Origin of the sequence: Nonomuraea sp. NPDC050202 (assembly GCF_040656115.1) — a bacterium.
Classification (GTDB): Bacteria; Actinomycetota; Actinomycetes; order Streptosporangiales; family Streptosporangiaceae; genus Nonomuraea.
Map to the genome: position 1 here is coordinate 18,950 of NZ_JBFALF010000014.1, position 24,151 is coordinate 43,100.

The window sequence follows — 24,151 nt, forward strand, 5'->3', positions numbered from 1 at the left end:
TCGCGCCATGGCGGTGGACCGTGAGCGAAGTGTCGTGTTCGGCCAGGCGGTCGGCCTGTACGAGTCGGCCAGGCCCGGCTACCCCGACCAGCTCGTCACCGACATCCTCGGCTACGCCCCGGCCGGCCCGGCGCTGGAGGTAGGGGCGGGAACGGGCAAGGCCACGGCCGCCTTCGCCGCCCGCGGCGTGGACCTGACCTGCGTCGAGCCCGACCCGAGAATGGCGGCGGCACTGGCGGCGAAGTGCCCCGGCGTGCGGCTGCGGATCGGGATCTTCGAGGACTACGTCCCCGACCGGCGCTTCGCCCTGCTGTACTCGGCCCAGGCCTGGCACTGGGTCGACCCTGAACGCCGCTGGGACCTCGCGTACGCGGCGCTGGCCCCGTCGGGCGCGCTCGCGCTCTTCTGGAACCACTACCTCGTCACCGATCCCGGCCTGCGCGCCGCCCTCGCCGAGGTGGACCACCGTCACGGCGTGTCCAGCTCCAGCCTGCACCAGGAGGTGCCGGTCAGGAACGAGGAGGCTCAGCACCTGCTGGCCGGCGACCCGCGCTTCACCGACCTCGACGAGCGCTCCTACTCGTGGACGGAGTGGTACGCCGCGGACCGCTACCTCGACCTGGTCCGCACCATCTCCGCCTACCGGATCCTTCCTCCCGACCGCCAGGAGCCGGTGCTGCGGGAGCTGGCCGCAGTGCTGGGCGACGGCGTGGAGATGACCTTCGTCACCGACCTCACCCTCGCCCGGCGAGTGTCACGACCGTGAAATCGAACGGCGGCACCATGGCGCCGCGATAGCGTCCGGACGCGAATTCCGCGAACTCCGGAACCACGCATGTGGGCCCCATCCGAAGGAGCGGGGCCCACATGACAGCTCACTCAGGAGACAGGAGTCAGCCTCGAATCGGCGGTCGCGGCGGCGGGGCATTCACCACGTCACTGGACCCGGGCGATGTTGATCGCGAAGCAGATCTTGTTCAGGCCGTCCTGGCTGGGCGACCTCCGTCCAAGAAGCGCCCGATGGCGACGCTCCGGTCACTATGCATGGAGCCGCCCGAGTTCGTCTCTTGCCCATCCGCGCCACTTCACCCTATCTTGGACTGGTCGTTCCAAGTTAGAGGAGGGCGGATGCCCGACATCAAGCACTTCGACCCCGACGCAGCGCTGGACCAGGTGGTACGCCTGTTCTGGGAGCGCGGCGCCGATGTCACCGGCATCGCCGACGTCGTGCAGGCCACCGGGCTGAGCCGGTCCAGCCTGTACGCGACCTTCGGCGGCAAGGAGCGGCTGCAGGCCGCCGCGCTGCGCCGTTACCTGGAGCGGCAGTCGCGGCCGGTGTTCGCCGCGCTGGCCGCCGACGGCCGCGGCCTGCCCGCCATCACCGGCTTCTTCGAGCGGCTGGTGGCGGCGCGCTGCACCGGCGAGCACGCCCGCTGGGGCTGCCTGGTCACCAACACCCACACCGGCCCCGCCCGCGCGATCCCCGAGATCCAGCAGGTCCTGGACGCCCACCACACCGAGCTGCGGGCGGCGATGCGTGCCGCGCTGGAGACGGCGCGGGATCGCGGCCAGGTGGGGCCAGGACTGGATCCGCACGCCGCCGCCGAGACGCTGGCGCTGCTGGCCTACGGGGTCAACCTGCGCTCCCGGGCCGGCGCCGGGGCCGGCGACCTGCTGGCGGGCGTGCGCGCCGTACTGGATGGCTTCACCCGCATCGAGGAGAGATGATGATCGATTTCCGTGTGTACGACGAGAGCGACGCCCCCGAGGCGGCCCGCCCGATGCTGGAGGCGGCCAAGCGGCGCATGGGGTTCGTGACCACCCTGAACGGCGTGATGGCCGAGTCCCCCGAGTTGCTGGCCGGCTACAACGCGCTGGCCGAGCAGTTCGGCAGGTCCTCCCTGCCGGGGCCCGCCAAGCACGTCGTGTGGATCACCGCCAGCGTGGAGAACGGGTGCGAGTACTGCGTGGCCGCGCATTCCACCCTGGCGTTGCGCGCCCGCGTGCCGGCCGAGGTGGTCGAGGCCCTGCGGACGGGCAAGCCGCTCCCCGACCCCGCGCTGGAGGCCGCCCGGCGGCTCACGCAGGTGATGGTCGCCCGGCGCGGCTGGGTGGACGACGCGGAGGTGGAGGCGTTCCTCGCGGCCGGCTACACGCGCCGCCACGTCCTGGACATCGTGCTCGGCGTCGGGATGAAGACGCTGTCGAACTACACCAACCACCTCGCCCACACCCCGCTGGACCCGGCCTGGCAGGGTCAGGAATGGACCCGCGACCAGGCCGGCTGATCGCCCCGGCGGTTCAGGTCGGCGGCACGGCGTCCTTCACGCCCACCTGGTGGCCGACGTCCTCGTCCTCGGCCGCGGCGAGCACCGCCTCCAGCAGCCCGGGGAAGCGCACCTGCAACTCCTGCCGCCGCAGGGTCACGAAGCAGCGGGTGCCCTCCTGCCGGGTGCGGGTCAGCCCGGCATCGCGCAGCACCCGCAGATGATGGCTGAGCGTGGACTTGGCCACCGGCGCCAGCAGGTCGCCCCAGCCGCGCTCACGGCCGTCGGCCAGCACCCGCACCACTCCGACCCGGATCGGGTCGGAGAGGGCGGCCATCACCCCGGTCAGCGTGAACTCGCCCACTTCGGGGTGATGCGCCGGTCTCATCCCTCCATGGTAGCTTGTTCGATGTTTCACGAACATCGAACATCTGACGAGAGGGGTTCCGCCATGACCGCCCCGCCCACCAACCGGCTACAGGACCAGGTCGCGATCGTGACCGGCGCAGGCTCCGGGATCGGCAGCGCCACCGCACTCGCCTTCGCCCGTGCCGGAGCCCGCGTGCTCGCCGTGGGCCGCCGCGCCGAGGCCCTGCGGCAGACCGCCGCCCAGCACCCCGGCATCGCCGTCCTCCCGGCCGACATCACCGGTGACGGCACTCCACAGGCGGTGATCGACGCGGCGACCGACCGCTGGGGCCGCCTCGACGTCCTGGTCAACAACGCCGGCGCCACCGCCGTCATGCCGCTGGCCGACACCGACGCCCAGCGCGTCGCCGACCTGCTGGCGCTGAACGTCACCGCGCCCAGCCTGCTCGCCAGGGCCGCGCTGCCGCACCTGCGCGCCGGCCGCGGCACGATCGTGAACGTCTCCAGCACGTACGGCCACCGCCCGCTGCCCGGCGCCGCCCACTACGCCGCCTCCAAGGCCGCCCTCGAGCAGCTGACCCGCAGCTGGGCCCTGGAGCTGGCCGCCGACGGCATCCGCGTCAACGCCCTGGCCCCCGGCCCCACCGAGAGCGAGGCCCTGGCCGCCGCCGGCCTGCCCGACGCCGTCGTCCAGCAGATCAAGCGGGACGAGACCGCCACCATCCCCCTGGGCCGCCGCGGCACCCCCGAGGAGGTGGCCGACTGGATCGTCCACCTCGCCGACCCCGCCGCCACCTGGATCACCGGCCAGATCCTCACCGTCGACGGCGGCCTGGAACTCACCTGACGACCGTCGGCGCCACGCTGCCGCTGCACCAGGCCCGCCCACTCCGCGAACTCCACCCCGGGAGCCGCTACTCGCCCGCGGTCTGGCGCAGGAACGCGACGATCAGCTCGGTTCCCGCCGCCCGAACTCCACTCCGGCGGCCGCTACTCGCTCGCGGTCTCGCGCAGGAACGCGACGATCAGCTCGGTGACCTCGGCCGGCCGTTCCATGCTCGGCAGGTGGCCTGCCCAGGGCAGCTCGACGTGGCGGGCGGCGGGCAGGACGTCGGCGGTGTGCCGGAAGTCGGCCACGTCGTGCGCGCCCGACACGGCGAGGCACGGCATCGTGACGGCCGCCAGATCGATCTCGGACTTGACCGGCTCGACGGCTCCTTCGGCCAGTTGCAGCTCGTAGGCCCGCAGCTGCATCTCGTGCACCGCCTGCTTGGCGTCCTCGCCGGCATCGGGACCGAGCCACCTGTCGGCCATCAGCCGGGCGCCTCCGGCCAGATCGCCCGCGTCGACCAGCGCGTCCTCACGCGCCCCGATGGCACGCAGCTCGGCGCTCGGCTCGCGCCCGGGCAGGGCGGCGGAGAGCAGGACCAGCGCCGCCACCCGATCAGGATGGCTCGCGGCGACCTCCAGCGCGACCTTCCCGCCGTAGGAGGAACCGACCAGCGAGACCTGGCCGATGCCCAGGCTGTCGAGGAGCGCCAGCACGTCGCCGGTGTTGCTGTACGGCTCCGTGGGCAGCGGGCTCTGCCCGAAGCCCCGCAGATCGCAGCGGATCACCTGGAATCCGGCGTCGATCAGGGGCTGCCACTGGTCGTTCCACATCCGCCTGTCGCACACCCCGGCGTGCAGGAGGAGCAGGGCCGGCCCATCGCCGCCGACGTCATAGGGAATTGTCACTCGGCAGACACTACTGGGTATCCTCGTCCGGTTTGAGCAGCACCATCGGCCTACGCGGCCGGCTTGCCCCCGGCACGCAGTCGGTGACGTTGTCCCGCAAGCCCAGACGGCCTTCGTAGACGGCCACCTTGTGGGTGATCAGCTTGAGGCACTCGTCGAGTTCGTGCATCTGGGCGAGCACCCGTTCCCGATGTTCGCGCAACACCTCCAGCCGTTCCGTCTCGTTGCCCTCGCCGGCCCTGACGAGCTCGGTGTAGCGCCGGATGTCGGTCAGGGGCATGCCGGAGGCGCGCAGCCGGATGCACACGCCCAGCCAGTCGACGTCACCCTCGCTGTAGACGCGGCGCCCTGCGGTTCCCCGCCGTACCGGTTGGGCCAGCAGCCCCTCCCGCTCGTAGAACCGGAGTGTGTGCACGCTGAGCCCGGTGCGTTCGGCGACCTGGCCGATGCTCAAACCCGACATGTGGCCAGTTTGACTTAGAGTCGACTCCAGCTTCTAGGGTCCGAAGTATGAGATATCGCATCCTCGGCGGCACCGGTATCGAGGTCAGCACCCACTGCCTCGGCACCATGATGTTCGGCTCGGCCGGCAACCCCGATCACGATGACAGCATCCGCGTCATCCACACCGCCCTCGACAACGGGATCAACTTCGTCGACACCGCCGACATGTACTCGGCGGGCGAGTCCGAGGAGATCGTGGGCAAGGCGCTGCAGGGCCGGCGAGACGAGGTGGTGCTGTCGACCAAGGTGCACTTCCAGATGGGCGAGGGGCCCAATCGGAGCGGCAACTCGCGGCGCTGGATCATGCGCGAGGTCGAGGCGAGTCTCAAGCGGCTGCGCACCGACTGGATCGACCTCTACCAGATCCACCGCCCCGACCACCGGACCGACATCGAGGAGACCCTCTCCGCACTGACCGACCTGGTACGGCAGGGCAAGATCCGGGCCTTCGGCAGCTCGGCCTTCCCCGCGCACGAGACGGTCGAGGCCTACCACGTGGCCCGGCAGCGCGGCTTGTACCGGTTCCGCACCGAGCAGCCCCCGTACAACATCCTGGCCCGCGGCATCGAGGGCGACGTCCTTCCCACCGCGCAGCGGCTCGGCATGGGCGTGCTCACCTACAGCCCGCTGGGCTGGGGGTTCCTGACCGGCCGGTACCGCAAGGGGCAACAGGTCGACCTGTCGCAGGGCCGCGCCGCGCGGGCGCCGGAACGGTTCGACCCGGCCATCCCGGTCAACGCGGCCAAGCTGGAGATCGTCGAGGAGCTGGTGAAACTGGCGGACGAGCTCGGCTGCACCCTGCCGGCGCTGGCCGTCGCCTTCGCCGCGGCACACCCGGCGGTCACCTCGGTCATCCTCGGCCCGCGCACGATGGAGCAGCTGGAGGGCTTGCTGAAGGGCGCCTCGCTGGTGCTCGACGACACCGTGCTCGACCGGATCGACGAGCTCGTGCCGCCCGGCACCAACGTCTACCACCCTGTCGGTCTCTGGAGCCCCGCACCCCTGACCGACCCCGCCTTGCGCCGCCGCCCGCTCGGCGACCGCGCCGCGAGCTGACCGGGGATCGCTTCCCCCCGGAACCTTGCAGGCGCCGCCCATCGAAGTACCGCCATGGGCGGGCCGGCCTGCTCTACTCTTCCAAGCGCTCGGCGTGTTCCGGGATCCAGGGGAAGGGCACCTCGGGCCAGCGGGCGGCAGCCCACTCATCGAGATCCACGGCTAGAACAGCGTCGATGAAGACCTGCGGCGGCCGATAGCCGTGCGCGTTGATGTAGTGGCCCATCAGGAAGGGGGCGGCGTAAGCGATCCCGGGCGGGCCTGGGATCCGGACCTCTCCATTGCCCTCCGGGGCGTCCTCAGGCGGGCACAGATCGCACTTGCACTCCACGACAGACGTTCATACGGTGAACGGCTTGTACGGCCTTCAGCCTCTCGGTGAAGGCCGCAGGGACGGGACCGGTCGGATACGGCCTGCCGGCCTCCAGCCACCCAACGTTCAGCCGCGTATAAGTGGGACGGAAGCTGAGACCGTAGAAGCGCGACTCTCTGTCCATGAACGAGTCATCATCCAGATAGTCGTACACGCTGAGATCTTCATAGAACACCCGCGCATCATCTCCCATCGCGGGGCGGTCCTCGGTTCCAGCTACGGGCCCATCCGACGGCCGGGCATCAGCCGAGGCCGAAGTGACGTGCCAGCTGCACTGGTGCGGCGGATGACGAGGACGGCTTCGGTCACTCACTCCATCAAAAAGGCCACTTCCGATCTTCGGAAATGGCCTCTGAGCTGGGTGGGGCTACCAGGACTTGAACCTGGGACCTCTTCCTTATCAGGGAAGCGCTCTAACCGACTGAGCTATAGCCCCGCTCGCACCCCGAACGCTATCGCATCCGCCTCATGGAGGCGAACCGGTTGTTCGGAACGAGAAAAGCTTACAACCTCCGGCAGGCTGCTCGCGCCGTCCGCATGCCCCGTACGGCGCGAGCTCCGCCCTTACTCGGCCTCGCTGAAGGTCACCTCGACGCCTCCCACCAGGTCGGAGGCGATGTTGTAGATGACCGCCCCCAACGTGGAAAGAGCCGTGATCAGTACGACGTTCACCGCCCCGATCAGGGCCGTGTAGCCGAGGATCCGCACGGGCTCGAACCAGGAGGCGATGTCGATCGGGATCGAGCTCTGGCCCTGCTCGCCCTGGCCGAGCTGGTTGACCAGGTCCACGATCGAGTCGAAGACGCCCAGGGCCGACAGCACGCCGTACAGGACGGCCACTGCCACGAACAGCACCACGAAGCAGACCAGGGAGACCACGAAGCTGAACTTCATGGCCGACCACGGCTCGACGCGGCGCAGGACCAGGTGGGCCTTGCGGGGCAGCCTGCCCCCGCCCGAGCCGGACCCCTTCTTCTTGTTGGACAGCTCGATGGCCGGCGGAGCCTCGGTGGCCAGCGACGGGCGCAGGCGAACCGTCTCGTTGCCCTCCGGCTGCTGCTGTCCCCCCTGCGGCGGAACGGGCGGGCCCTGGGGCCCGGACGGGCCATGAGGGCCCGGCGGGCCGGGCGGACCCGGCTGCGGCGAAGGCTTGTTGTCCTCCTTGGCCGGCATGGACCTGCCCTGCGCGGACGAGGTGTCCTGGCCTTCTTCGACCGCGTCGAACATCTCGGTCTCTGCGGGCTTCTTCGGCTGCTGTCCGTTACCCGAAGCCGCCTTGGTCCTGGCGGGACCACCCTGGGCGCTCATGAGTTACTCTCCTCCCCCGTCTTCCTCATTGTCCACCGAAGTCTCCATGGACTCGGCGTTGCGGGCGAGGGCCACCACGCTGTCGCCTTCAGCGAGATTCATCAATCGCACTCCCATGGTCTGGCGGCCGGACTGCTTGATCTCGCCGGCACTCGTCCGGATCACCCCGCCGGCGGACGTGATCGCGAAAACCTCGTCCTCTGGGTTGACCATGACGGCTCCGACCAGCTTGCCACGGGAAGATACGATCTTCGCAGTCAGCACGCCTCTACCGCCACGTCCTTGAACTGGATACTGCTCCACTGGCGTCCGTTTTGCGTACCCAGCCTTCGTGGCGATAAGCACATCTTGACCGTCTGCGATCCGATTCATGGCGAGAAGTTCGTCACCTTCGAGGAACCTCATGCCGATGACACCGCTGGTCGCCCGTCCCATGGGACGTAGCGCCTCGTCAGAGGCGGTGAAGCGGATCGACTGCGCGCCCTTCGAGACGAGCAGCAGGTCGTCGGACTCGGAGACCAGCCGGGCTCCGATGACCTCGTCGTCCTCCCGCAGGTTGATCGCGATCAGACCGCCGGACCGAGGGGAGTCGTACTCGGACAGGCGCGTCTTCTTGACCAGGCCGCTGCGCGTGGCGAGGACGAGGTAGGGGGCGACGTTGTAGTCGCGTAGGTCGAGAACCTCCATGACTGTTTCGTCGGGCTGCATGGCAAGAAGGTTCGCGAGATGCATGCCCCGGGCGTCGCGACCGGCGTCGGGCAGCTCGTACGCCTTGACGCGGTACACACGGCCCTTGTTCGTGAAGAACAGCAGCCAGTGGTGCGTCGTGGTGACGAAGAAGTGGTCGACGATGTCGTCCTGGCGCAGCTGAGCACCGCGTACGCCCTTGCCACCGCGCTTCTGGGCCCGGTACAGGTCGGTACGGGTGCGCTTGGCGTAGCCGCCCCGGGTGATCGTGACGACGATCTCGTCCTCGGCGATGAGGTCCTCGATCGACATGTCGCCGTCGTAGGCGATGATCTCGGTCTGCCGCTCGTCACCGTAGCGGTGGACGATCTCGGCCAGCTCCTCGTTGATGATCTCGCGCTGCCGGCTCTCGCTCGCCAGGATCGAGTTGTACTCGGCGATCTGCGTCATCAGGGAGTCGAACTCGTCCTGGATGGCCCGGCGCTCCAGGGCGGCCAGCTTGCGCAGCTGCATGTCGAGGATGGCCTGCGCCTGGACCTCGTCGATCTCCAGCAGCGCCATGAGGCCCTGCTGGGCGGCGGAGGCGGACTCCGAGGCCCGGATGAGGGCGATGACCTCGTCGAGCCGCTCCAGGGCCTTCAGCAGCGCACGCAGGATGTGAGCGCGCTCCTCGGCCTTGCGCAGCAGGTACCGCGTCCGGCGGACGATGACCTCGATCTGGTGGGCCACGTAGTGCCGGATGAACTGGTCGAGCCGCAACGTGCGCGGCACGCCGTCCACCAGCGCCAGCATGTTGGCGCCGAAGGTGTCCTGGAGCTGGGTGTGCTTGTACAGGTTGTTGAGCACGACCTTGGCGACCGCGTCGCGCTTGAGCACGATGACCAGGCGCTGCCCCACTCGCGAGGAGCTCTCGTCACGTACGTCCGCGATGCCGGTGAGCTTGCCCTCGCGCACCAGCTCGGCGATCTTCAGCGCCAGGTTGTCGGGGTTGACCTGGTACGGCAGCTCGGTGACGACCAGGGCCTGCCGCCCCTTGTCCTCCTCGACCTCGACCACGGCCCGCATGGTGATCGAGCCGCGCCCGGTGCGGTACGCGTCCTCGATGCCCCGGCGGCCCACGATGAGCGCCTTGGTCGGGAAGTCGGGGCCCTTGACCAGCTTGATGGCCGCTTCGAGCAGCTCCTCGTCGCCGGCCTCGGGGTTCTCCAGCGCCCACTTGACCGCCGCCGCGACCTCGCGCAGGTTGTGCGGCGGGATGTTGGTGGCCATGCCGACGGCGATGCCGCCCGAGCCGTTGACCAGCAGTTGCGGGAATCGCGACGGCAGGACGTCGGGTTCCTGCGACTTGCCGTCGTAGTTGGGGCGGAAGTCGACGGTCTCCTTGTCGATGTCCCGCAGCATCTCCATGGCGATGGGTGCGAGCTTGCACTCGGTGTAACGCATCGCCGCCGCCGGGTCGTTGCCGGGCGAGCCGAAGTTGCCCTGCCCGTCGACCAGCGGGTACCGCAGCGACCAGTGCTGCGCCAGTCGGACCAGCGCGTCGTAGATCGAGGTGTCACCGTGCGGGTGGTAGGTGCCCATCACGTCGCCGACGACGCGGGCGCACTTGAAGTAGCCGCGGTCGGGACGGTAGCCACCGTCGTACATCGCGTAGAGCACGCGCCGGTGCACCGGCTTGAGGCCGTCGCGCACGTCCGGCAGCGCTCTGGACACGATGACCGACATCGCGTAGTCCATGTAGCTGCGCTGCATCTCGGACTGGATGTCCACAGGCTCGATGCGGTCAGCCGGGGGAGTGGTGTTCACGTCCGTCACAGGTGTTGGTCCTTCTTAAACGTCGAGGAAGCGAACGTCGCGCGCGTTACGGATGATGAAGTCGCGCCGCGCCTCCACGTCTTCCCCCATCAGCACGCTGAACAGGTCGTCGGCCTGCGCGGCGTCGTCGAGCGTGACCAGGCGCAGCAGCCGGGTCGCCGGGTTCATCGTGGTCTCCCAGAGCTGGCCGGCGTTCATCTCGCCCAGCCCCTTGAAGCGTTGTACGTTGTCGCGCGGCCGCGGGTCGGGCTTGCCGCTGGCGATGCCCGCGGAGATCACCGCGTCGCGCTCGCTGTCGGAGTAGGCGTAGGAGGCGTCGTCGCCCTTGCGGTCCCACTTGATCTTGTACAGCGGCGGGCACGACAGGTAGACGTGACCGGCCTCGATCAGCGGCCGCATGAACCTGAACAGCAGCGTCAGCAGCAGCGTGTTGATGTGCTGGCCGTCGACGTCGGCGTCGGCCATGAGGATGACCTTGTGGTAGCGCAGCTTGGCGATGTCGAACTCGTCGTGCACACCGGTGCCCAGAGCCGTGATCAGCGCCTGGACCTCGTTGTTCTTCAGGACCTTGTCGATCCGCGCCTTCTCGACGTTGAGGATCTTGCCGCGGATGGGCAGGATCGCCTGGAAGCGCGAGTCGCGGCCGCCCTTGGCCGAGCCGCCGGCCGAGTCGCCCTCGACGATGAACAGCTCGCACTTCTCCGGGTCGTTCCACTGGCAGTCGGCCAGCTTGCCCGGCAGCCCGCTGCCCGCCTCCAGCAGCGACTTGCGCCTGGTCAGGTCGCGCGCCTGGCGAGCGGCGATGCGAGCACGGGAGGCCTGCAGGGACTTGTTGATGATGTCCTTGGCCTCGCCGGGGTTGCGCTCGAACCAGTCGCGCAGGTGGTCGTTGCAGGCCTTCTGCACGAACGACTTCGCCTCGGTGTTGCCGAGCTTGGTCTTCGTCTGCCCCTCGAACTGCGGGTCGGACAGCTTGACCGAGATGATCGCGGTCAGCCCCTCGCGGACGTCCTCACCGCTGAGGTTGTCGTCCTTGCCCTCCTTGAGGAACTTCTGCTCGCGCGCGTAACGGTTGACGATCGACGTCAGCGCCGCGCGGAAGCCCTCCTCGTGGGTGCCGCCCTCCGCGGTGTTGATGACGTTGGCGAAGCTGTAGACGGACTCCGAGTAGGAGTTGTTCCACTGCATGGCGATCTCGACCGCCAGCCCGTCGCTCTCCTCCTCGAAGGCGATGATCGACGCGTGCGCCGGCTCCTTCTTGGCGTTGAGGTGCTGCACGAAGTCGGACAGGCCGCCCTCGTAGTGGTAGGTGACGTTGTGCACCTCACCGTTGATGTGGTCGGGACGCTCGTCGGTCAGCGTGATCGTCAGGCCCTTGTTGAGGAAGGCCATCTCCTGGAAGCGCCGCGAGAGCGTCTCGTAGTTCCACGTCGTGGTCTCGAAGATGTCGGGGTCGGGCCAGAACGTGACCGTGGTGCCCGTCTCGTCGGTCTCCTCGCCCTTGGCCAGCGGGGCCGTGGGCTTGGACATCTCGTAGCGCTGGCGCCAGTAGTGACCGTTCTGCTTGACCTCCACCTCCATGGCGGTGGACAGCGCGTTGACGACGGCCGAGCCGACGCCGTGCAGACCGCCCGAGACCGCGTAGGACTGGCTGTCGAACTTGCCGCCCGCGTGCAGCGTGGTCAGGACCAGCTCGACCGCGGAGATCTTCTCCACGGGGTGGATGCCTGTGGGGATGCCACGGCCGTTGTCGACCACGCGTACGCCGTTGTCGGCGAGCAGCGTGATGTCGATCCTGTCGGCGTAACCGGCCAGCGCCTCGTCCACCGCGTTGTCGACGATCTCCTGGACGAGATGGTGCAGGCCACGCTCACCGGTGGAACCGATATACATACCCGGGCGCTTGCGAACCGCCTCAAGCCCTTCGAGTACGGTGATTGAGCTAGCGTCGTAGGACAACTGCGAAATCCTCCTGCCGCGGACACGCGGCGGGGGAGGCGATCAACTAGCGAAGCTGCCCCTGCCGTGCCCGTCACCGTCGTGAGTGCCCCGATGCGCGGTCACCCAGGGGAGTCGGCTTGCTGCCGGGGTGACACGCAAGCGGACGTGTCCGGAATCCTTTTTCATTCTACCGCTTCCGGAGGGCCAAGGTGGCAATGAACGCGCCTGTGATGCCCTCTAGCTCGTTTGGCCCCCGGGCAAGCATCCCCCCTCCGGAAAGGGGGCTTATCGCGTCTGCGGCTGTCTGATCGCCCCGAGCGCCTTTCCGGAGCCGCGGTGAACGCCCGCCGCAAAGAGCCCCTACCCGTAGGTGTCACGGGGGCCTCGCCTTCCGGTCACCCGCAACCCTCCTGATGGACGCGGAGCGTTCTGCGGGCCTCTGACCTTGACCTTTGTCACGGTGCCGTCGCCGAGCTCCTCGTTGAGCCTGCGTACGAGGGTGCGGGCGAGCAGCCGGACCTGCGTCGCCCACGCCGTCGAATCGGCCGCGATCAGCACCTCGCCGTCGTCGAACGACTCGGGCTTGGTGTGGGCGGCCAGATCAGGGCCCACGATCTCGACCCAGCGGCCGAACACCGCGCCCACCTTCGCCGGGCGTTCCCAGCCGCGATCGGCCAGCAGATCGGCGATCGCGCGTCCGAAAAGCTGGGGATCGCCGCTGTCCCTGCGCGCCCCGCCACCACCCTTCCGCCTGGGCTCGCGGCGGGGGAGCTGGCCGCGCTTGGCTGCGTCGGCCTTGGCCTGGGCGAGCTTCTCCCGCGCCATGGCCACGCCCCTGGCTGTCGCGTTCTCGCCCCCGGCCGCCGACGGCCCCTTCGCGACCGCCCCCGGCCCGCCGCCGACCGGCCCTGGCCTGCCGCCGACCACTTCCGGCCTGCCACCGGCTGCTTCCGGCCTGCCACCGCCCGAGGGCCCGGGCCCGCCTTGCCCGGCCGCCCGCGCTTGTGCACCGGTCGCCCCCACCTGTGGACGACCGTCGGCCGCCGCCCCGGTCGGCGGGAGGCCACCGGCCTGCGGCCGTCCACCGGAAGCCCCACCCTGTGGATAACCGGCGCCCCGCGGCGGGAAACCGCGCGCGTCATCAGCGGACATGGGTCACACTCCCCTCGGCGACGTCGAACCTGCCTCCCGCCAGCTCCCGCGGCACGTCATCCGGAACGGCGGCCGTGATCAGCACCTGCTCGGCCGGGGCCACCATCTCCGCGAGCCGCCGCCGGCGCTGGCTGTCGAGCTCGGCGAACACGTCGTCGAGGATCAGCACGGGATCGCCCCCGTCGGCCCGCAGCAGGTCGTAGGCCGCCAGCCGCAGCGCCAGCGCGAACGACCAGGACTCGCCGTGGCTGGCGTAACCCCGGGCAGGCAGATCGCCCAGCCCGAGAACCAGATCGTCGCGGTGCGGACCGACGAGCGTGACCCCCCGTTCGAGCTCCGACGGACGGACCTCCAATAGCCGCTCCCGCAGACGCTCTTCAAGGGTTTTCCCCAAGTCTGTGGATAACGTCTGTGTATCGAAAGATCCCCGCTCACCGGGGACTTCGCCCTCCGGACCACCCTCCCCGGGATCCCCACCTGTGGACAACGTGCTGCGGTAGGCCAGCGTCGCCGGAGCGCTCGACGGGGCGAGCGCGGCGTACGATCCGGCCACCAGCGGGCGCAGCGCCTCGATGAGCTCCAGCCGCCCCCGCAACAGCTCCGCGCCGTGCCGGGCGAGATGGGCGTCCCACACCTCCAGCGTGCTCAGCACGTCGCCCGCGCCGGCCGAGGCGAACCCGCTGTCCTTCTCCTGCCGGCGAGGGCTCCTGCTGCCTCTACGGGCCTGCGCGGCCGTGCGCAGCAGGGCGCCGCGCTGCTTCAGCACCCGGTCGTAGTCGGCGCGCACCCCGGCGAACCTGGGGGCCCTGGCCACCAGCAGGTCGTCGAGGAAGCGGCGGCGCTCGGACGGATCGCCCTTGGACAGCGCGAGGTCCTCGGGGGCGAACAGCACCGTGCGCAGCAGGCCGACGACGTCGCGGGCCCTGGAGACGGGCGAGCGGTTGAGCCGGGCGCGGTTGGCCCGCCCCGGGTTGATCTCCAGCTCGATCAGCGCCCGCCGATCCTCCCTGTGGATGACGCAGCGCACGATCGCCCGGGTGGCTCCCTGCCGCACCAGCGGCGCGTCGCTGGCCACCCGGTGGCTGGAGTGCGTCGCGACGTAGCCGAGGGCCTCGACCAGGTTGGTCTTGCCCTGGCCGTTGGGCCCCACGAACGCCGTGACGCCCGGCTCCAGGCCGAGCTCCATGGACGCGTAGGACCGGAAGTCGGTCAGCGAGAGGTGGGCGACATGCACCCCACGAGGTTAGTGCGCCTCACGGGTCACCGGGGTCACCGGCATACGTTCTTGTGGAAAACCCTGGTGTTGTGGATAACCCCGGTGGTGAGGCTCAGCGATCGACCTCGCGCGGCGGCGTCACGTCCGCGCCGGGGGAGTCGGCGCCCTTGCCGGTGCTGCCCTCCGCCGAGGTGATCGCGTGGCCGCCGAACTGGTTGCGCAGCGCCGCCACGACCTTCATGGCGGGGGAGTCGTCCTGCCGCGAGGCGAACCTCGCGTACAGCGCGGCGGTGATGACCGGCAGCGGCACCGCGTGGTCCACGGCCGCCTGCACCGTCCACCGGCCCTCGCCGGAGTCCTGTGCGTAACCGCGGAGCTGCTCGAGGTGCTCGTCGTCGTCCAGCGCCCGCACCAGCAGGTCGAGCAGCCAGGAGCGGATCACGGTGCCGGTGCGCCAGCTGCTGAAGGAGCCCTTGACGTCCTTGACGACGTCGGAGGCCTCGAGGAGCTCCCAGCCCTCGGCGAAGGCCTGCATCATGCCGTACTCGATGCCGTTGTGGACCATCTTCGCGAAGTGCCCGGCGCCGACGTCGCCCGCGTGCACGAAACCGTCCTCGCCCTCGGGCTTGAGCGTCTCGAAGATCGGCTTGAGCCGCGCGACGTGGTCCTTGTCGCCGCCGCACATGAGCGCGTAGCCGTTCTGCAGGCCCCACACGCCGCCGCTGACGCCGCAGTCGATGAAGCCGATGCCCTTCTCGGCCAGCTCGGCGGCGTGCTTCTGGTCGTCCACGTAGTGGGAGTTGCCGCCGTCGATGACGATGTCGCCCTCGCTGAGCAGCTCGCCCAGGTCGTCGACGGTGGTCTGCGTGGGTTTGCCGGCGGGAACCATGACCCAGACGGCGCGCGGCGCCTGCAGGCGTTCGGCCAGCTCCTTGAGGCTGGCGACGTCGCTGATCGCCGGGTCGCGGTCGTAACCGACGACCTCATGACCGCCGCGGCGCAGCCGTTCGGCCATGTTGCCGCCCATCTTGCCCAGTCCGACCATGCCGATCTGCATGATGTAACCCCCTTGTCAGACTTCCATCATCTCCGATGACAGGTTCAGCCTGACAGTCGGATGGGCATGATCAGGTAGCGGTAGTCCGTTACGGCACCGTCCTCCACAGGCTTGCCACCGGTGAGGATAGCGGGCTTCGTGGATGTGGTCATCTGCAGCCTCGCCACGTCGGAGTCGATGGCGCCCAGGCCCTCCAGCAGGAACTGGTGGTTGAAGGCGATGTTCATCTCCTCGCCCTCGTAGTCGACCGGCAGCGCCTCGACGGCCTGCGCCTCGTCGCCGCTGCCCGCCTCCAGCACGACCTCGCCGCTCTTGAACGCCAGCCGTACCGGGGTGTTGCGCTCGGCGACCAGGGCCACGCGCTTGACCGCCTCGACGAACGGGCCTGTGGACAGGTCGGCGCGGGCGGAGAACTCGGTGGGCAGCAGCGAGCGGTACTTGGGGAACTCGGGGTCGAGCAGGCGTGTCGTCGTGCGCCGCCCCGCGCTGGAGAAGCCGATCATGCCCTCGCCGGTGCCGCCGGCGGAGCTGAGCGCGATCTCCACCTCGGCGCCCGTCGTGCCGAGCGCCTTGGCCGTGTCGGCGAGCGTCTTGCCGGGGATCATCGCGATGGCGGCGAAGTCGGGCTGGCCCGGCTGCCACTTCAGCTCCCGTACGGCCAGCCGGTAGCGGTCGGTGGCGGCCAGGGTGACCGTGTCGCCCTCGATCTCCATCCGTACGCCCGTCAGCATCGGCAGCGTGTCGTCGCGGCCCGCGGCGACGGCGACCTGGCCGACGGCGGAGGCGAACACGTCGCTGCCGACCCGGCCCGCGGCCGGCGGCATGGCCGGGAGGCTCGGGTAGTCCTCCACAGGCATGGTCAGCAGTGTGAATCGCGCGCTGCCGCACGTGACGACCGCCTTGGCGCCGTCCACCACGAAGTCCACAGGCTGTGCGGGAAGCGCGCGCGTGATCTCGGCGAGCAGCTTGCCCGAGACCAGGACCACTCCGGGCTCACCCGTGTGCAGCTCGAGCGTCACCTCCGCGGAGACCTCGTAGTCGAAGCCGGAGAGCTTGAGCTGCTGCGCCTCCGTGACCTCCAGGCGCATGCCGGCGAGAACGGGCACCGACGGGCGCGCCGGGAGGCTGCGTGCCGTCCATGCCACCGCCTCAGCGAGGACGTCTCGCTCGATTCGGAACATCACGGTGATCAGCCTCCTGGGTTCGTCGTTGATTGAAGGATCTCAAGGATCCACCCTCCCGGACTCGCGCTCCGGGAGAACCCCTCTATGGGTCTTTGAGTTTCTTAGTTAGAGAGATAGGAAGTCATCACACTAGGGGCTGTGGAAACTGTGGACAACTGGCGTCCTGCCTGCTCAGTGCCCCTTTTTTCGTCCACTGCGGCTGTGGGTGACGCCTGGGGAGAACTTCGGCGCCTGGGGATGGAGATTCTTCGCCCACAGGCCGTCCCCAGATCATGGTGCCGTCATCCACGGCGAGACGGGGGTTATCCACGAGGTTTCCACAGGTTATCCACGGGGTAAAAGGGACCCTTCTGGAGCCCCAGATCCGTTGTTCACAGTCCGTCCACACACTGTCCACTGGTAGTCCCCAGGTTTCCCACAGGATGTCCCCACCGTTGTCCCCAGCCCATGTGGACGGATTTTTCCCAGCATCGTCGGGCGAACTGCGGGTGAATTTTTCTGTTTCCGCTGGTCCACAGCGTTTTCCACAGGCTGTGTACGAACTCAAGATCCACGCTGTGTCTGCTTGATCCGCATTGTCAGCTCGTTGACCTGGTTGTACATCGACCTGCGCTCGGCGATGAGCGACCGGATCTTCCGCTCCGCGTGCATGACGGTGGTGTGGTCGCGGCCGCCGAACTGCTGGCCGATCTTCGGCAGTGACAGCTCGGTCAGCTCGCGCGCCAGGTACATGGCGATCTGTCGGGCGTTGACGAGCGCCCGGCTGCGCGAGGTGCCGCACAGGTCGTCGATGCTGATGCCGAAGTACTGGGCGGTCTCGCTCATGATGGCCGCGATGGTGATCTCGGTGTCGGACTCCGAGGTGATCAGATCCTTCAGCACCACCTCGGCGAGCTGCAGGTCCACACCCTGCCGGTTGAGGCTGGCGAACGCGGTCACCCTGATCAGCGCGCCCTCGAGCTCACGGATGTTGGTGGAGATGCGGCTGGCGATGTACTCGAGCACCTCGGGCGGCGCGGCCAGGCCCTCCTGGATGGCCTTCTTCCTGAGGATGGCGATCCGGGTCTCCAGCTCGGGCGGCTGGACGTCGGTGATCAGGCCCCACTCGAACCGGTTGCGCAGCCGGTCCTCCAGCGTGATGAGCTGCTTGGGCGCCCGGTCGCTGGAGATGACGATCTGCTTGTTGGCGTTGTGCAGGGTGTTGAAGGTGTGGAAGAACTCCTCCTGCGTCTGCTCCTTGCCCTCCAGGAACTGGATGTCGTCCACGAGCAGGATGTCGATCGCGCGGTAGCGGCCGCGGAAGCCGTCGGCCTTGTGGTCGCGGATGCTGTTGATGAAGTCGTTGGTGAACTCCTCGGAGCTCACGTATCTGACCCGCGCCCCGTCGTACAGGCTCTGGGCGTAATGCCCGATCGCGTGCAGCAGATGCGTCTTCCCCAGCCCCGAGTCACCGTAGATGAACAGCGGGTTGTACGCCTTCGCGGGGGATTCGGCCACCGCGACGGCCGCCGCGTGGGCGAAACGGTTGCTGGCGCCGATGACGAATGTCTCGAATGTGTACTTCTGATTGAGTCTGGCCGGTTCGCTGGGCTTGTTGCTCTTCGCCTCCCACCGGTTCGGGGCCGGCTCCGGCGACTTCTCCACAGGCGGTGTGTACGGCTGGGCCTGTTCAAAAGAGAAGCCCTGCTGTGGATATTCGGTGGATATCTGGGGCTGCTCCGGCTGTGGAGAATAGAACTGCGGAGGCTCGGAAGCCTGGTTGTGCTGCGGTTGCACGGGCTGTGCATAACGCAGCTGACTCTCCACACCCTGGGGATAACTCTGAGTCACAGGCTGTTGATGAGTGTCGACGGGGGGCTGCTCGGGGGCCGCTGTGTCGATCATCACAGCCACTCGCATGGTCCGCCCGAGCTCCTGCGAGAGCGCGTGGGTCACCAGCGGGCGCAGCTTGTTGCTCTCGATGAGGTCCTTGAGGAAGTCGTTGGGGACACCGAGCACGATCGTGTCGTTGGCCAGGGCGATCGGCCGCACCATCGACAGCCAGGTGCGCTGCTGGATCGGCACGTTCTCGTTGAGGAAGTTGCCCAGGGCCCTTTCCCATACCGTGCCGAGGTCGACACCGTTCATGGTGCGGCTCCCCCTCCTCCCTCTCGCGGCCCCCCGCGATCGTTTATCCACATGGCTCGGCCGCCCACGTCGATCGGCGACCCCTTCGTCCACACGCGGGGGCAGGGCTTCCCGCTCCCGTCCTCCACAGGCGATCCACACGCTGTCCACAGGGCTTGAGCGGGCCCGGGAGGGCCGACAGTATCTTTGTGCACAGCTGTGTTCAAGCGTTGTCCACAGCCTAGTGGCACCGGAGTGCACAACTTGTGGACGTGGGGCCGACGGTGGAAAAGTGGCCTGTGGATTAGTGGACAACCGGTCTGGTTTGACCTGGACGGTGCTTGACCCGTAACGTACGACGGTCGGCTTGTCACGCGGCGGCTATTTCGCGTGCCCTCGTAAACTGGCAGGCCATCCATGTGTGTTTACGCGCCCCTGTGGCGCACCATCAAGCCTGGAGCCCACCCGTGAGCAAGCGTACTTTCCAGCCGAACAACCGTCGCCGCGCGAAGACCCACGGCTTCCGGCTGCGGATGCGCACCCGGGCCGGTCGCGCCATCCTCGCCTCTCGCCGCCGCAAGGGCCGCGAGAAGCTGTCGGCCTGATCGTCCTGCGCGACTACAGCCCGCCGGCGGATCTCGCCGGCGGGCGTTAGACGTATACGGTGCTGTCCCGTCAATCCCGCATGCGACGCGGGGAGGAGTTCGAGGCGGCGGTCAGGCGCGGTAAGCGCGCGGGTCGCCCGACCCTTGTGGTGCATTTCACCCTTTCCGGGGAAGAGCCACCTCTCGTGGGTTTCGTGGTGAGCAAGGCCGTCGGGGGCGCCGTGACCCGAAACAAGGTCAAACGACGGCTCCGACACCTGATGCGGGACCGTCTCCATCGGCTGCCGCGAGGTAGCCTGCTTGTGGTACGCGCCAACCCACCGGCCGCGTCCGCGCGATTCGAGCACCTGGCCGCCGAACTCGATCTCGCGCTGGATCGTTTGCTCAGGCGGCGCGAGTCCTCGACGGGTGGACAGAAATGACGGAGCAACCGCAAGGGGTAGTGCCGGGCCTCGCCGCCCGAGCGCTGATCATCCCCATTCGGTTCTATCGGGCGTTCATCAGCCCGCTGCTCGGTCCACGCTGCCGGTTCTATCCGTCGTGCAGTGCCTATGGACTCGAAGCGATTGCCGTGCACGGGGCATTGCGCGGCGTATGGCTGACTGTCCGGCGCATCGGGCGGTGCCACCCATTCCATCCCGGAGGTATAGACCCGGTGCCCCCACGCCCGGTCCGGTCCCACGAAACGCAAGGGAGATAGCTCGGTGGAGCTGTCCTGGCTGAGCTGGCTGTACCAAGCCGTAGCCCAAGTCATCATCTGGATCCATACTGCATACAGCACGGTCCTCAACCCGGACAGCGGGCTGACCTGGGCGTTGACGATCATCACGCTGACCGTGTTCATGCGGATCCTGATCTTCCCGCTCTTCCTGAAGCAGATGCGCTCGTCGCGGAAGATGCAGGAGCTCGCCCCCAAGGTTCAAGAGCTGCGCAAGCGTTACAAGAACGACAAGCAGCGCATGAACCAGGAGGTCATGGCGCTCTACCAGGGCGCGGGCGCCAACCCGCTCGGCGGCTGCCTGCCCGTCCTCGCACAGTTCCCCATCTTCATCTCCATGTTCACGGTGCTGCAGAACATGGCGAACGGGCACGCGAAGTACGGCATGACGCAGGAGCTGGTCGACAGCGCGCGGAAGGCGCACATCTTCGGCGCGCCGCTGCCCGCCAACTTCTTCATGTCGAGCGAGCAGCTCGCCGGCTTCGGCGCGGGCAACGTACAGACCAAGGTGGTCCTCGGCATCTTCGTCGCGGTCAGCTCGCTGACCACGTTCCTCACCGTCCGGCAGAGCGTCACCCGCTCCATGGCGCAGATGCCCGACAACCCCATGGCGCAGCAGCAGAAGATCCTGATGTACATCTCGCCGCTGTTCGCCTTCTTCAGCCTGAACTTCCCGCTCGGTCTGATCATGTACTGGGTCACCACCAACGTGTGGACCCTCGGTCAGCAGCACTGGTTCTACAGCCGGCACCCGATGCCGGAGTACGACGCCAAGGGCAACGTGATCCCGCCCAAGACCAAGCCCGGGATGTTCGCCAAACTGCGCAAGACCACTCCGGAAGAACAGGCCCCTCCGCCCCCTCCGGAGCCTAAGATCATTAGGCAGCAGCCGAGCAGGCAGTCACGCAGCAAGCGCACCGGCAGCAAGAAGTCTTGAACACGAAGGAGAGGCCGGCCATGACCGAGGCCGAGCAGGAGAAGGCTCCTGATCTCAGCGCGCTGGAGCAGGAAGGTGAGATCGCTGCCGACTACGTCGAGGGCCTTCTCGACATCGCCGACATCGACGGCGACATCGACATGGACGTCGAGGGCGACCGGGCCCTGGTCTCCGTCGTCGGGCTGAAGGGCACGGAGCTGGTGGGGCCGGCGGGCGAGGTCCTCGAAGCGCTGCAGGAGCTGACCCGGCTGGCCGTGCACCGGCAGACCGGTGAGCGCTCGCGGCTGATGCTCGACGTGGCCGGCTACCGCGAGCGGCGCCGCGCGGAGCTGACCAAGCTCGGCACCGAGATCGCGAACCAGGTCAGGGAGCGCGGGGAGTCGAAGGCGCTGCACCCGATGACCCCGTTCGAGCGCAAGATCGTCCATGACGCGGTGGCCGCCGCCGGGCTCCGTAGCGAGTCCGAGGGTGAGGAGCCGCAGCGGTACGTGGTGGTCCTGCCCGCCTGAGGCGCGTTCCGTCCCATCCGGCCGTCTGCCCCGCTGTCGCGCGTGGCAGGCGGCCGTTTTCGTGGGAGATGGTGGTGTTAACGCTCTCAGGTGGGGGCGTGCCGACGGCGCGCTCACAGGCCTCCTTGACCCCGGCCCGCTAGTCTGCCTTTGTGATCTCACCCCGTAGCCTTGGGGGAGAGCAAGACCGAGTACGGCGCCGGAACCAGCCGCCATCCGAGCGAATCAGGCCAGAGCCCGCACCGGCGCGACACGACACACCCGAACCCCATACCGACACAGCGAGCAAGGGCCGCCACGTCCCAGAAAGGGCCACCGAACCAGTGAGCGACGATGAGCTTCCTGAGCCGCCGGAGATAGCGCGGGACGTCTTCACCGGGGAAGCTTGGGAGCGTGCCAACGCCTTCGCCGGGCTGCTGGCGGGCCCCGGCGTCGTCCGCGGGCTGCTGGGTCCGCGGGAGGTGCCGCGGATCTGGGATCGTCACCTGCTCAACTGCGCGGTGGTGGCCGAGGCCGTGCCGCAGGACGTGCGGCTGGTGGACATCGGCTCGGGCGCAGGGCTGCCCGGACTGGTCCTGGCCATCGTGCGGCAGGACATCACGGTTACGCTGTTGGAGCCGCTGTTGCGCCGTACCGTGTTCCTGGAGGAATGCGTTGAGGTGCTCAAGCTGGACAACGTCGAGGTGCTGCGCGGCCGGGCGGAGGAACTGGCCGGCAAGCGCGAGTTCGACGTCGCCAGCGCCCGCGCGGTGGCGCCGCTCGACCGCCTTCTGAAATGGGCGATGCCGCTGCTCCGCGAGGGCGGCGAGCTGATCGCGATGAAGGGGGAGCGGGCCGCCGACGAGCTCGCCGGGGCGGAGGCCCAATTGCGGGCCAGCGGAGCCCGAACGGCCGAGCTTGTGACCGTCGGGCACGGTAAGGTCGAGCCGCCTGCAACATTGGTTCGGGTGGTAGCGGGTCGCGCGCCGGAGCGAGCAAGGCCGCGACGGAGGAGGTGACGGTTGTGCCAGTCGCGATAAGCGGTCTGGGCTGGCCGGAGAGCCGTCGGTCCGAGAGTCCCAACGGGGTTGGCTGGCCTGAAATGGGCGTGTCGCGACAGCAAACTCCCGGCACCGGCACACCACTGGTTGAAAGGATGGCCAACGTGACCCAGACCCCCCTGAACCCCGGTGATTCGCCCCTGGTACGAGAGGCCCTCAGCTCAGTGGTTTCACGTGAAACATCTGCAACCCAGACGGCCGCTCAGCCAGGCGAGACCTCGAGCGACGGCAACGGCGCCTGGCCACGCCCGTCCAGGACCAGAGTGATCGCCGTTGCGAACCAGAAGGGCGGCGTAGGCAAGACGACCACGTCGGTCAACATCGCCGCCGCCCTGTCCATGCACGGGCAGCGCGTCCTCGTGGTGGACCTCGACCCGCAGGGCAACGCCTCCACAGCCCTGGCGACGGAACATCGCGGCGACGTTCCTGACGTGTACCAGGTACTGGTGGACGACCTGCCGATGGCGGAGATCGTCAAGCAGGTGCCCGACATGCCGAACCTCTACTGCGCTCCGGCCACCATCGACCTGGCGGGGGCGGAGATCGAGCTGGTCTCCCTGGTCGCCCGCGAAGCCCGCCTTCGGCGCGCCCTGGCGGCGTACGAAGGGGTGGACTTCGACTACATCGTGATCGACTGCCCGCCGTCACTCGGGCTCCTGACGGTGAACGCCTTGGTTGCCGCGGACGAGGTCATGATCCCGATCCAGTGCGAGTACTACGCGCTGGAGGGGCTTGGCCAGCTCCTCAGGAACGTCGACCTGATCAAGGCTCACCTGAACCCGACGCTGCGGCTCTCGACGATCGTGCTGACGATGTACGACGGGCGGACGCGGCTGGCGTCGCAGGTGGCGGATGAGGTGCGGGCGCACTTCGGGGAGACGGTGCTGAACACGGTGATCCCGCGTAGCGTGCGGTTGTCGGAGGCGCCCAGTTATGGGCAGTCGGTGATGACGTACGATCCGGGGTCGAGCGGGGCGATGGCCTACATGGACGCCGCCCGCGAGATCGCCCACCGCGCCGCCGTCGCCTGACCGCTGCCTGACCGCGCCGTCGCCTGACCGGCGCCGCGTACGTCCGTGTCGCTTACGTCCGTGTCGCTTACGTCGGTGTCGCTTACGTCCGTGCCGCGTGCGTCCGCGCCGGAATGGTCATGCCGGCACGTCTGCGCCGGGCCCGGCCGCGCTGATCACGTCCCCTGCTCCGCATGGGCTCACGCGGCACGCACTGACCACCCTCGCACGGTCGCACCGTCCATGGACGTGCGCCATGCATCGCATGTCCAGCGCGCTACACCTCCGCACACACGCGACCGTGCATCGGGTGGGCTTGTGCATACAAGGCCAGGTGCGGAGAGGCGTGGCGGGAGAGGGCATGATGCGGAGGCGGGATGGCGCATCGGGACGCGGGGACGGTGCGTCGTGGGGAAGGCGCATCGCGCGACATCGGCTGTGCGCGTCGTGCACCGTGTCTTTCGCGCCGTGCCCTTCTCTCGCGCTGTGGCTCCGCAACGCGGGCACCATGTCCTTCTCGCACCACGGTCTCACACATCGTGGCTCGGGCCGCGGGCGTC

General features: G+C 68.6%; 24 protein-coding genes and 1 tRNA gene. 12 read left to right on the plus strand and 13 right to left on the minus strand.

What is annotated here, in order from left to right; translation table 11 throughout:
- Positions 1-7: 7 nt before the first annotated feature.
- The 3 genes from AB0I79_RS31410 (at position 8) to AB0I79_RS31420 (ending at position 2,288) form a co-directional block, all read left to right on the plus strand.
- Complete coding sequence (locus AB0I79_RS31410; RefSeq protein ID WP_357880509.1) at positions 8-766, plus strand: class I SAM-dependent methyltransferase; 759 nt, start codon at positions 8-10, stop codon at positions 764-766.
- Between the two features lie 362 nt (positions 767-1,128).
- Complete coding sequence (locus AB0I79_RS31415; protein ID WP_357880512.1) at positions 1,129-1,728, plus strand: TetR/AcrR family transcriptional regulator; 600 nt, start codon at positions 1,129-1,131, stop codon at positions 1,726-1,728.
- Positions 1,728-2,288 carry a carboxymuconolactone decarboxylase family protein gene (locus AB0I79_RS31420; protein WP_357880515.1) on the plus strand — a complete coding sequence of 187 codons (561 nt, stop codon included), beginning with the start codon at positions 1,728-1,730 and terminating at the stop codon, positions 2,286-2,288. The genes AB0I79_RS31415 and AB0I79_RS31420 overlap by 1 nt, the downstream gene beginning before the upstream one ends.
- A gap of 13 nt (positions 2,289-2,301) precedes the next feature.
- Here the strand turns inward: AB0I79_RS31420 and AB0I79_RS31425 are convergent, their stop codons facing one another.
- The gene (locus tag AB0I79_RS31425; protein WP_357880518.1) at positions 2,302-2,655 is read right to left on the minus strand and encodes a helix-turn-helix domain-containing protein; all 354 of its coding nucleotides are present in this window, start codon (positions 2,653-2,655) and stop codon (positions 2,302-2,304) included.
- Positions 2,656-2,718: 63 nt separating this feature from the next.
- Here AB0I79_RS31425 and AB0I79_RS31430 point away from each other — a divergent pair, with 63 nt between their 5' ends.
- Positions 2,719-3,483, plus strand: a complete 765-nt coding sequence (locus AB0I79_RS31430; protein ID WP_357880521.1) for a glucose 1-dehydrogenase — start codon at positions 2,719-2,721, stop codon at positions 3,481-3,483.
- A gap of 143 nt (positions 3,484-3,626) precedes the next feature.
- Here AB0I79_RS31430 and AB0I79_RS31435 read toward each other — a convergent pair whose 3' ends face one another.
- The gene (locus tag AB0I79_RS31435; protein ID WP_357880524.1) at positions 3,627-4,373 is read right to left on the minus strand and encodes an alpha/beta hydrolase; all 747 of its coding nucleotides are present in this window, start codon (positions 4,371-4,373) and stop codon (positions 3,627-3,629) included.
- 10 nt (positions 4,374-4,383) lie between these two features.
- Entirely contained in the window at positions 4,384-4,836 is a 453-nt protein-coding gene (locus AB0I79_RS31440) for a MerR family transcriptional regulator (RefSeq protein WP_357880527.1), read from the minus strand.
- 47 nt (positions 4,837-4,883) lie between these two features.
- On the opposite strand from AB0I79_RS31440, the gene AB0I79_RS31445 reads away from it, so the two are divergent.
- Positions 4,884-5,933 (plus strand): aldo/keto reductase, encoded by a 1,050-nt coding sequence (locus AB0I79_RS31445; RefSeq protein ID WP_357880529.1) that lies wholly within the window; start codon positions 4,884-4,886, stop codon positions 5,931-5,933.
- Between the two features lie 73 nt (positions 5,934-6,006).
- On the opposite strand, the gene AB0I79_RS31450 is transcribed toward AB0I79_RS31445, so the two are convergent.
- From AB0I79_RS31450 to dnaA, 10 genes are all read right to left on the minus strand, one after another.
- Positions 6,007-6,159 carry a hypothetical protein gene (locus tag AB0I79_RS31450; protein WP_357880532.1) on the minus strand — a complete coding sequence of 51 codons (153 nt, stop codon included), beginning with the start codon at positions 6,157-6,159 and terminating at the stop codon, positions 6,007-6,009.
- Positions 6,160-6,668: 509 nt separating this feature from the next.
- A tRNA-Ile gene (locus AB0I79_RS31455) sits at positions 6,669-6,742 on the minus strand.
- 128 nt (positions 6,743-6,870) lie between these two features.
- Positions 6,871-7,614 carry a DUF3566 domain-containing protein gene (locus AB0I79_RS31460; protein WP_357880535.1) on the minus strand — a complete coding sequence of 248 codons (744 nt, stop codon included), beginning with the start codon at positions 7,612-7,614 and terminating at the stop codon, positions 6,871-6,873.
- Between the two features lie 3 nt (positions 7,615-7,617).
- The gene (gene gyrA / locus AB0I79_RS31465) at positions 7,618-10,116 is read right to left on the minus strand and encodes a DNA gyrase subunit A (RefSeq protein WP_357880537.1); all 2,499 of its coding nucleotides are present in this window, start codon (positions 10,114-10,116) and stop codon (positions 7,618-7,620) included.
- A gap of 15 nt (positions 10,117-10,131) precedes the next feature.
- The gene (gene gyrB / locus AB0I79_RS31470) at positions 10,132-12,075 is read right to left on the minus strand and encodes a DNA topoisomerase (ATP-hydrolyzing) subunit B (RefSeq protein WP_357880540.1); all 1,944 of its coding nucleotides are present in this window, start codon (positions 12,073-12,075) and stop codon (positions 10,132-10,134) included.
- A gap of 342 nt (positions 12,076-12,417) precedes the next feature.
- Positions 12,418-12,984, minus strand: coding sequence for a DciA family protein (locus AB0I79_RS31475; RefSeq protein WP_357880543.1), 567 nt, complete (start codon positions 12,982-12,984; stop codon positions 12,418-12,420).
- Between the two features lie 214 nt (positions 12,985-13,198).
- Positions 13,199-14,443, minus strand: coding sequence for a DNA replication/repair protein RecF (gene recF / locus AB0I79_RS31480; RefSeq protein WP_357880546.1), 1,245 nt, complete (start codon positions 14,441-14,443; stop codon positions 13,199-13,201).
- Between the two features lie 94 nt (positions 14,444-14,537).
- The gene (gene gnd, locus AB0I79_RS31485) at positions 14,538-15,482 is read right to left on the minus strand and encodes a phosphogluconate dehydrogenase (NAD(+)-dependent, decarboxylating) (protein WP_357880548.1); all 945 of its coding nucleotides are present in this window, start codon (positions 15,480-15,482) and stop codon (positions 14,538-14,540) included.
- A gap of 44 nt (positions 15,483-15,526) precedes the next feature.
- The gene (gene dnaN / locus AB0I79_RS31490; RefSeq protein WP_357880550.1) at positions 15,527-16,666 is read right to left on the minus strand and encodes a DNA polymerase III subunit beta; all 1,140 of its coding nucleotides are present in this window, start codon (positions 16,664-16,666) and stop codon (positions 15,527-15,529) included.
- A gap of 543 nt (positions 16,667-17,209) precedes the next feature.
- On the minus strand, positions 17,210-18,793 hold the full coding sequence (gene dnaA / locus AB0I79_RS31495; protein ID WP_357880553.1) for a chromosomal replication initiator protein DnaA: 1,584 nt from the start codon (positions 18,791-18,793) through the stop codon (positions 17,210-17,212).
- Positions 18,794-19,239: 446 nt separating this feature from the next.
- Here dnaA and rpmH point away from each other — a divergent pair, with 446 nt between their 5' ends.
- The 7 genes from rpmH to AB0I79_RS31530 all read left to right on the plus strand — a co-directional run bounded on the left by rpmH (position 19,240) and on the right by AB0I79_RS31530 (position 23,612).
- Positions 19,240-19,377, plus strand: a complete 138-nt coding sequence (gene rpmH, locus AB0I79_RS31500; protein WP_020547366.1) for a 50S ribosomal protein L34 — start codon at positions 19,240-19,242, stop codon at positions 19,375-19,377.
- 59 nt (positions 19,378-19,436) lie between these two features.
- A complete protein-coding gene (rnpA, locus tag AB0I79_RS31505) occupies positions 19,437-19,799 on the plus strand; it encodes a ribonuclease P protein component (protein WP_185111328.1) in 363 nt (120 codons plus the stop codon).
- A complete protein-coding gene (yidD, locus tag AB0I79_RS31510) occupies positions 19,796-20,077 on the plus strand; it encodes a membrane protein insertion efficiency factor YidD (RefSeq protein WP_225270518.1) in 282 nt (93 codons plus the stop codon). The genes rnpA and yidD overlap by 4 nt, the downstream gene beginning before the upstream one ends.
- Positions 20,078-20,081: 4 nt before the next feature.
- Positions 20,082-21,032: a membrane protein insertase YidC gene (yidC, locus tag AB0I79_RS31515; protein ID WP_357880556.1), complete on the plus strand. Its 951-nt coding sequence runs from the start codon at positions 20,082-20,084 to the stop codon at positions 21,030-21,032.
- 20 nt (positions 21,033-21,052) lie between these two features.
- Positions 21,053-21,541, plus strand: a complete 489-nt coding sequence (locus AB0I79_RS31520; protein WP_357880559.1) for a R3H domain-containing nucleic acid-binding protein — start codon at positions 21,053-21,055, stop codon at positions 21,539-21,541.
- A gap of 323 nt (positions 21,542-21,864) precedes the next feature.
- Positions 21,865-22,539 (plus strand): 16S rRNA (guanine(527)-N(7))-methyltransferase RsmG, encoded by a 675-nt coding sequence (rsmG, locus tag AB0I79_RS31525; protein ID WP_357880561.1) that lies wholly within the window; start codon positions 21,865-21,867, stop codon positions 22,537-22,539.
- Between the two features lie 137 nt (positions 22,540-22,676).
- Positions 22,677-23,612: a ParA family protein gene (locus AB0I79_RS31530; protein WP_357880564.1), complete on the plus strand. Its 936-nt coding sequence runs from the start codon at positions 22,677-22,679 to the stop codon at positions 23,610-23,612.
- Positions 23,613-24,151 lie beyond the last annotated feature (539 nt).